Raw genomic sequence first — 6,407 nt, forward strand, 5'->3', positions numbered from 1 at the left:
CTCTTACACCACCGTTTCACCCTTACCGGCTGCCGAAGCCGCCGGCGGTCTGTTCTCTGTGGCACTGTCCCGCGGGTCACCCCGGGTGGCTGTTGGCCACCACCCTGCCCTGTGGAGCCCGGACGTTCCTCGGCAGGGCCGAGGCCCTGACGCGACCGTCTGGCCGACTCATCCGCGCACCAGCATAAGGGCGTATGCCGTGTGCTGCGTCCGCGCTCCCGGCACACCCGCAGTGGCGCGGACTCACACAGTCCGACGGAAGGCGAGCACGGCGACGTCGTCCTGACGGTCCGGGTCGGAGACTGACTCGGTGAGCTTGAGCAGCACGTCGTCGAGGTCGGTCAGGTCGTCGACGGCCGTGAACAGCGCGTCCGCGGCCTCCTGCAGTCGTCCCAGCCCCACGTCGATGCTCTCGCCACGTCGTTCCACGAGCCCATCCGTGTAGAGGAGGAGCACGTCACCGGGACCGAAAGGGCAGTGTGCCGAGGGTCGAGGCACTTCACCCAGGCCGTGGATGGGCGACCCGTCCTCGGTCACGAACCGCGACCGCCCGTCCCGGAAGAGCAGGGGCGGAGGGTGCCCGGCGACGACGAGGGCGAGATCGTCCTTGGACGGGTCGAAGAGGATGTAGACGGCCGAGGCCATCTGGGTCGGAGGTTCCACCACCATGAGGCGGTCCATGGCACGGGCCAGCGCTCCTGGCTCCGGGTCCTGGGTCGAGAGCACTCGGGCGGCTGAGCGCATCAGCGAACCGGAGACGGCGGCATCCGCACCCCGGCCCATGACGTCGCCGAGGACGGCGAGGACCCTGCCGTCGTCCAGCGCGCTGACGTCGTAGTAGTCCCCGCCCACGTCGGTGCGTCCCGCCTGCCGGTACACGGTGCCGAGCTGCCATCCGGCCAGCTCGGGAAGGTCCAGCGGCAACAGGGTGGACTGGAGGACCGACGCCACACGCCGGGTCTGCGAGTAGAGGTCGGCGTTGTCGATGGCGAGGGCCGCCCGTCGGGCGAGATCCTCGGCGAAGGCAACGTCCTCGGCGCCGTAGCGTCGCCCCGACTCGGCCGCGACGAAGGTGAGCACTCCGAGCACCCGGTCACTGGCGATGAGGGGCACCGACATGGCGCTCTGCAGCCCGAGCTCACGGGCCACCCGCAGGTGCTCCTCGTCCTGCGCGGCTGCGACGAGCATCTCGTCGGTGACCACTTCGACGAGCAGGCTCTCCCCGGTCCGGGCGACGATTTCCGCACCTCCAGGGCGATCGGGGTCGGGCGGCCATCGGGTCTCGAGCTCCTTGGCGAGCTGCACCTTGTCCGGGTCGACGTGGGCCACTGCGAGCGTGCGCAGGACACCGTCGTCGACCATCGACACGGAGCACCAGTCTGCGTGGGTCGGCACGGCGAGAGACGCGACCTTGCCCAGCGTCTGTCGGTAGTCGAGCGAGGTCGCGAGCGCCTGGGAGGCGTCAGCCAGGAACTCGAGCCGTGCGGCGCGCGCAGCGCTCTGCGCCTCGGCCTGCAGGCGCAGCATCGTCTGGGCACACATGTCACTGAGGACACCCAGCACCCACAGCTCCTCGGGGTCCACGTGCCCGACCCGTCCGTCGAAGCGGAAGCCCACGGCTCCGACCGTCGACCCGTCGGTCCGCGAGATGAGCGGCAGCGTCGCGGACGAGCCCTCGGTGCCGTCGCTGAGCCCCGGGTAGCGCTCGACCATGTCGGCACGACTGGTGACCGTGRCGACCTGGCTGGTCAGGACGGCGTCGGTGAGAGGCGACCGCTCGGCAAGCTCGAGGGTGGCCCACCGCCGCGCTTGGGACGGCGTCAGGCCGTGGGCAGCTATGGTCCGCAGCCGGTCCGAGCCCTCGCGGACCGCGAGCACGGCGCGGGACGCGCCCATCACCGTCGCGGCCTGCTCGGTGATCGTCTCGGTCAGCTGCTCCAGCGTCGTGGCCGCCGCCACCTCGGCTGCGATCCGCGCCAGCGCGGCGAGCCGGGGAGAGACGGCCGCACGGCTCGCCCCTGGGCTCTGCCACGGCACGTTCATGGGGTCATCCTGACAGCCACCGGGCTCTATCGCCCACGGATGGCGCAGAAGTGGGAGCATGCAGGTGTGACAGGAGCGTCGGTCGCCGCAGGCAGAGAGCTCGGGCGTGTCGAGTTCGGCCCGGATGACCTGCGCCGGGTGCGCGAGGTGGTGCGCAGCATCGCCGTGGAGCGCATCCCGGACCGCGCCGATCACGCCGTGCTCGCCGTCCATGAGGTCGCGGTGAACAGCATCGTCCATGGTGGTGGCCACGGGGTCCTGCGGATCGACGAGACGTCAGACTCGCTCGTCTTCACGGTCGAGGACGACGACGGCACGGGCTCGGTGCCGCAGCTGCGCACACCCGATGACACGGCAACGAGCGGTCGCGGGCTCTGGATCGCCGAGGAACTCAGCGACAGGCTCACCATCGAGGCCCGCCCCATGCGTACGCGCGTCCAGGTGCACCTGCGCCTGGCGTCCTGACTGTCGGGCTGGGAGATCAGCCGGGATCCAAGGGCTGTGCGCTCCCGCTCGTCGCGCTGCCGTTCGTGGCGCTGCCGTTCGTGGCGCTGCCGTTCGTCGCGCTGCCGTTCGTCGCGTCCCCGGCGGCCGTGACGACCTCCATCACCGAGTCGAGGTGCATCAGCCGGACCAGCCGCAGCGTCACGTCCCCACAGACCAGCTGCAGCCGGGCGTCGCCCGCGTCCGCGCGATGGTAGAGGGCGATGATCGCCCCAAGACCCGACGAGTCGATGAACGTGACCTGGCGCAGGTCCACGACGACCCTGCCCTCCGCCACGACCGGGAGCCGCTCGAACGCCTTGCGCACGTCCCCCACGGAGTACGTGTCGATCTCGCCCACGAGTCGTGCCGTCGTCACCGGGCCGGCGACCGAGACCGAGACGCTCACGTGACCTCCCCTGGACGGACGAGTGGTTTCCTCATCTCACCGTAGGACGTCCGCGCCACCCAGGAGGCACTTCCGCGCCGCCGGCCCGACACATCACGTCTGCCGTATGCCGTGTGCGACGCCCGGGTTGGTGTTGGCCGTGGTCGCGACGTAGACGGTGTTGGACGACCGGCCCCCGGTGAKCGGGTTCGCGAAGGTCACCTCGTGGTCGGCGGCGGCCGCGAAGACGCTCGTGAGGAGCGCGGTGAAAGCGGCCTCCGGCGGGTCGTCCGACCACAGCGCGAAGACGCCGCCGGGGTGCAACCGGGCCGCGAGGCGCTCGAGCCCCCGACGGGTGTAGAGGTCGGCGTGGCTTGGGTGCAGCACGTGGTGCGGGGTGTGGTCGATGTCGAGCAGCACGGCGTGCACGAGGGCGGGCGCACCGCCGAAGCCCGCACCCTCGCGGGCCAATGCGAAGAAGTCGCCCTCGAGCAGGGTGGTGCGGGGGTCGAGGGTCAAGGACGCGGTGTCCGGCAGCAGCTGCCTCTGGTGCCAGGAGATGACCGGAGCGAGCGCCTCGACCACCGTCACGGTGCGCACCCGCTCGTCCTCGAGGGCGGCCAGCGCGGTGTAACCCAGGCCGAGCCCGCCGACGACGACATCGAGGTGCTCATCCTCGACGGCTGCCAGCCCCAGGCGGGCCAGCTCGATCTCGGCCACGGTGAAGAGGCTCGACATGAGGAACTCCTCGCCGAGCTTGACCTCGTAGACGTCGAAGAGGAGGGAGGGCTCGAGCCGGCGCCGCAGGCTGATCTCACCCCACGGCGTCTGCTGCCAGTCGATCTCCTCGAAGCGCCGGCTCACGGGCTCAGCCGAAGATCGGCGTGAACGAGCCCGCGGGCACGTCGCGCTCGACCGAGGCGAGGCGCCACTTGTCGGCGAAGACCGCGACGTCCAGCCCGTCCTCGCGCGTCAGCACCTCGGCGCCGGAACGGCTGTTGACGATCGGGATCGCGTCCGCGGCCACGGCTCGGGCGATGGAGTAGCCCAGCGGCTCGAGCCTGATGGCCGATCCGAACTCGTGCTCCATCCGGTGCTTGGCCACGTCGAACTGCATCGGGCCGACCGCCGCCAGGACCGGCGCCTGCGCCCCGCGCCGGTCCGAGGTCAGCACCTGCACGACGCCTTCTTCGCCGAGCTGCTCGATGCCCCGCCGGAACTGCTTCTGCTTGCCGGTGACGGCCGCCCGGGCGACGGCGAAGTGCTCGGGGGCGAAGAGCGGGATGCGCGGGAAGGCGACCTTCTCGTCGGCGAAGAGCGTGTCACCGACGCGCAGGGCGTTGGCGTTGACGAGGCCGATGACGTCGCCGGGAAAGGCCTCGTCGAGCGTCGAGCGGTCGCGGCCGAAGACGCTCTGCGCGTACTTCGTGGCGAAGGGCCTCCCGGTGTCGGCGTGCGTCACCACCATGCCGCGGGTGAAGCGGCCGGAGCAGACCCGGACGAAAGCGAGGCGGTCACGGTGGGCGCGGTCCATGCCGGCCTGGATCTTGAAGACGAAACCCGAGAAGGGCGCCGACACGTCGCGGGGCGTGCCGGACCGGTCGGGTCGCGCGCCCGGCGCGGGAGCGAGCGTCACGAGCGTGTCGAGCAGCTGGCGTACGCCGAAGTTGAGCACGGCCGAGCCGAAGAGGACCGGCGACGCCGCGCCGGAGAGGAAGAGCTCGTGGTCGTAGCCGTGACCCGACGAGCGCAGCAGGTCGTACTCCTCGACCGCGTCGGTCCACGTGGAGCCGAGCAGCTGCTCGGCCTCGGCGCCGCTCATGCGGGTCGTGATCGCCTCGGTGGCGCCGCCGGGCGTCCGGGTGAACTGCACGAACTTGCCGGTCGCGCAGTCCAGCACGCCGTGGAAGTCACCCGCCACGCCTACCGGCCAGGTCAGCGGCATGGGGTGCAGGTCGATGCGCGTCGTCAGCTCGTCCATGATCGCGAGCGCGTCGAGCCCGGGGCGGTCCCACTTGTTGACGACGGTGATCACGGGCACGCCGCGGGCGCGGCACACCTCGAAGAGCTTGAACGTCTGGGGCTCGATGCCCTTGGCCGCGTCGACGAGCATGACGGCGGCATCGACAGCGGCGAGCACCCGGTAGGTGTCCTCTGAGAAGTCCGCGTGGCCGGGGGTGTCGAGGAGGTTGACGACGGTGCCGTCGTAGGCGAACTGGAGCACGGCGGAGGTGATCGAGATGCCTCGATCCTTCTCCATCTCCATCCAGTCCGAGACGACGCCGCGGCGGTTGCCCTTGCCGTGGACGGCGCCGGCCTCGCCGATGGCTCGCGCGTGCAGGGCGAGCGCCTCGGTCAGGGTCGACTTGCCGGCGTCGGGGTGCGAGATGACGGCGAAGGTGCGGCGGCGAGCCGCCTCCTCGGCGACCGCTCGGTCGTCGTGGTTCGCGCCGCCGGGGTCGCGGCGGTCCGCGATCTCGCGGTCGGGCAGTGCGATGGCGTCCATGGTCCTCCAGTGATCGCCCCCGAGTCTGTCATCGCTCGCCCCGAACCCCGAATCGGCGGCGCGGACGCCCGGGTCCGAGCGTGAGCCGAGTCACATCGAGTCGCCCACGTCAACGATCACGGCGTCCCGTTCGTCGTGCATGGGAGACGACGACCGCAACAGACCCCTCAGGAACATGACGCAACAGCTGACCGACCCCGACCGCACCGACACCCGCATCACCGCCGCCCGCATCGCAGCAGCCCCCGCTGGCGCCCAGCCGCACACCCCGTCCAAGGTCAAGCTGCTCGACCTCTCCCTGACCCAGCTGGTCGGCGGGTCGATGGCTGCCGCGACCGCGGCGGCGCTGGGCTCGCGCCTGGGCGTCGTCGGCACCATCACCGGCGCGGCGGTGCTGAGCGTCGTCTCGGCCATCGCCGCCAACCTCTACACGACCTCCATGGCCCGCGCCAAGGACGCGGTCGTGCTCGTGCGCTCGCGTCGGGGGGCCGACGGCCTCCGGGTGGAGGTCGTGCGCGAGCGCTGGTGGCGCCGCCCCGACCGCACGACCACACGCCGGGTCCTCGCGACGACCGTTGCGGTCTTCGCCGTGGCGGCGGCGTTCCTCACCGGCCTGCAGCTCGCCACCGGCGCCCAGGTGACCGGGACCAACCTCGGTGGGCGCCCCTCCGCCGGGGCCGTCGTCGACACACCCGCGGCTTCCCGCGCCGAACGGGCGCAGCGTGACGGCCGCGCCACGACCTCGACCGGGTCGACACCGAGCCCGTCGTCAACGACTCCTGTCACGGGGCCGGCCACGGGAGCCGGCGCCACGACCGCTCCTGCGTCACCGCAGGCCGCCACCCCGGCGACCGCGGGGCCGTCGAGCCCCGCATCTCCCGCAACAGCGAGCGGCACCGGCCCGGCGACCACACCCACAGGCGGGGTCACTCCCGTCGGCCCCACCCCGACCGCTCCCTGATCTCCCGCCCCGTCCTGCGCTGGGAC

Annotated in this window: 6 protein-coding genes and 1 other RNA gene; 2 read left to right on the forward strand and 5 right to left on the reverse strand. The window is 71.7% G+C overall.

Going from position 1 to position 6,407, the window contains the following annotated elements:
* Positions 1–171, reverse strand: an RNA gene (gene rnpB / locus AC1DP0_RS16115) — RNase P RNA component class A; the annotation flags it as partial.
* Positions 172–243: 72 nt separating this feature from the next.
* The gene (locus AC1DP0_RS16120) at positions 244–2,043 is read right to left on the reverse strand and encodes a PP2C family protein-serine/threonine phosphatase (RefSeq protein ID WP_478086049.1); all 1,800 of its coding nucleotides are present in this window, start codon (positions 2,041–2,043) and stop codon (positions 244–246) included.
* Positions 2,044–2,109: 66 nt separating this feature from the next.
* Between AC1DP0_RS16120 and AC1DP0_RS16125 the strand changes: the two genes are divergently transcribed.
* Positions 2,110–2,508 carry an ATP-binding protein gene (locus AC1DP0_RS16125; protein WP_478086051.1) on the forward strand — a complete coding sequence of 133 codons (399 nt, stop codon included), beginning with the start codon at positions 2,110–2,112 and terminating at the stop codon, positions 2,506–2,508.
* 16 nt (positions 2,509–2,524) lie between these two features.
* Here AC1DP0_RS16125 and AC1DP0_RS16130 read toward each other — a convergent pair whose 3' ends face one another.
* From AC1DP0_RS16130 to AC1DP0_RS16140, 3 genes are all read right to left on the reverse strand, one after another.
* Entirely contained in the window at positions 2,525–2,935 is a 411-nt protein-coding gene (locus AC1DP0_RS16130) for an STAS domain-containing protein (RefSeq protein ID WP_478086054.1), read from the reverse strand.
* A 93-nt stretch (positions 2,936–3,028) separates the two neighbouring features.
* Positions 3,029–3,778, reverse strand: coding sequence for a polyamine aminopropyltransferase (locus AC1DP0_RS16135; protein ID WP_478086056.1), 750 nt, complete (start codon positions 3,776–3,778; stop codon positions 3,029–3,031).
* A 4-nt stretch (positions 3,779–3,782) separates the two neighbouring features.
* On the reverse strand, positions 3,783–5,420 hold the full coding sequence (locus tag AC1DP0_RS16140; protein ID WP_478086058.1) for a peptide chain release factor 3: 1,638 nt from the start codon (positions 5,418–5,420) through the stop codon (positions 3,783–3,785).
* 175 nt (positions 5,421–5,595) lie between these two features.
* On the opposite strand from AC1DP0_RS16140, the gene AC1DP0_RS16145 reads away from it, so the two are divergent.
* Positions 5,596–6,381 (forward strand): hypothetical protein, encoded by a 786-nt coding sequence (locus AC1DP0_RS16145; RefSeq protein ID WP_478086060.1) that lies wholly within the window; start codon positions 5,596–5,598, stop codon positions 6,379–6,381.
* Positions 6,382–6,407: the final 26 nt, after the last annotated feature.

The sequence above is a fragment of the Terrabacter sp. P5_B1 genome (genome assembly GCF_056400505.1).

Coding starts and splice junctions, on each gene's coding strand:
- AC1DP0_RS16140 (WP_478086058.1), bottom strand. CDS start 5,420: ATGGACGCCATCGCACTGCCCGACCGCGAGATCGCGGACCGCCGCGAC.
- AC1DP0_RS16145 (WP_478086060.1), top strand. CDS start 5,596: ATGACGCAACAGCTGACCGACCCCGACCGCACCGACACCCGCATCACC.